Below are 1,320 nucleotides of genomic sequence, written 5' to 3' on the forward strand. Positions count from 1 at the left end.
TGCTGTGCGTCGTAAAGTTGGGTACTGAACTAAGCGTCACCAAGTTTGGGATCAGTTCGTTGAAAAACAGTCAAGGTTTCGATACGCTGAGCCAATAATGTGTGGGCGTCTAGCCGGTTGACCACCTCATAATTGACTAGGACTTCCCAATGCCTACCGTCAGAAGTCAGGCGAAGCTGCACCCATTGATACCGCAAAGGGCGACCAACGCTGTAGACGCTACCGAAGTGGTAGATCTGACCGGCTTTGGAAACTTTGCGCACATAAAGATGACGGCTCACAAAGCTGTACACCCGCTGCGCATCGAAGTCAACTGGCTGATAAGGTCGTCGACTGATTTCCAACTGGGGAAAGGCAGTGAGCCGGCTACGATACCCTAACCGGCTCACTGGGTAGGTCTCCCGTTGAAGTACTAGGGTAGTCACCAGTCGTTGGTCCAGGTCGCTCAGGCTGGTAGCTTGATTTACCTCGGCCCAGCGACTGGTCGTATACTGCATCTTTTCAACTCGGGCGTTTTGTTGTGGACAAGCGGGCTTATTCCAGATCAGGTCAATGTCGATACCAATGAGCCATAAGGCTAAAGCAGGCGGGGCAATGCCTTCGGGATTACCTAAAGGTTGTCCGTTATCCACCCGCATGGCGCCAGGCTTGCCCCATCGCTCGAATACCCTTGATAGGGCTTGCCGAACCATCTCCAGGGGCACTTGGCAGATGCGCCCGTAGGGGGAAAACAGGAGCCGCTAACCCGGCTCCACTATGTTCATCGACTATTGTCAGGTAACAGGCTTTTTGTCCGTCGACCAGTTGCAGGTTCTCTTTGGCATCCACCTGCCAGATGTTGTGGACGGCTTTGGCCTGCCCGATACGAGTCTGAGGCCAGTGCTGACGCGGCTGGATAAGTTGCCAGCGCACGAACCAGCGTTGCAGGGTACGAACCGAGGGCATGTCAATTGGCCCATATCGATCGAGCAGTTTGAGGTGAATCAACGGGGCTCCCCATTGAGGGTGCAGGTGCTTCAACCAACGGGCAGCCCGTAAGTAGTTAGCCGGGCTAGTGGGTTGTTTGGGGCCACAGTTGGCGTAGCTGACCAGCAGCTGCCCCTGGTCCTTATAGCGGGCTGACAGTTTACGAACGGTCGGTAAGGGCAGGGCGAGTTGCTGGCTGATTTGAGCCAGGGTGCACCCCTGTTTTTTGAGGGCTATGAGTTGCTCTCGCTGCCCCATCTCAACGGCACGTGCCATATCGTAGTCGATTTATAAAAGCCATGAAAGTAGCTAACTTGCTGACGTTACTGATACCCAACTTTACGACGCACAGCA

2 protein-coding genes are annotated in these 1,320 nt (G+C 54.4%); both read right to left on the reverse strand.

Features of this window, described 5'->3' with window-relative positions; translation table 11 throughout:
- Positions 1 to 29: 29 nt before the first annotated feature.
- Entirely contained in the window at positions 30 to 638 is a 609-nt protein-coding gene (locus ACYVAC_RS16175; RefSeq protein ID WP_461098793.1) for a hypothetical protein, read from the reverse strand.
- Positions 625 to 1,242 (reverse strand): hypothetical protein, encoded by a 618-nt coding sequence (locus ACYVAC_RS16180; protein WP_461098794.1) that lies wholly within the window; start codon positions 1,240 to 1,242, stop codon positions 625 to 627. Before ACYVAC_RS16180 ends, ACYVAC_RS16175 begins: the two co-directional genes overlap by 14 nt.
- Between the last annotated feature and the right edge of the window lie 78 nt (positions 1,243 to 1,320).

It is taken from the genome of Spirosoma luteolum, assembly GCF_054778875.1.

Bases quoted from the DNA above. Each gene is read 5' to 3' on its own strand.
- ACYVAC_RS16175 (WP_461098793.1), bottom strand. From the start codon at position 638: ATGCGGGTGGATAACGGACAACCTTTAGGTAATCCCGAAGGCATTGCC.
- ACYVAC_RS16180 (WP_461098794.1), bottom strand. From the start codon at position 1,242: ATGGCACGTGCCGTTGAGATGGGGCAGCGAGAGCAACTCATAGCCCTC.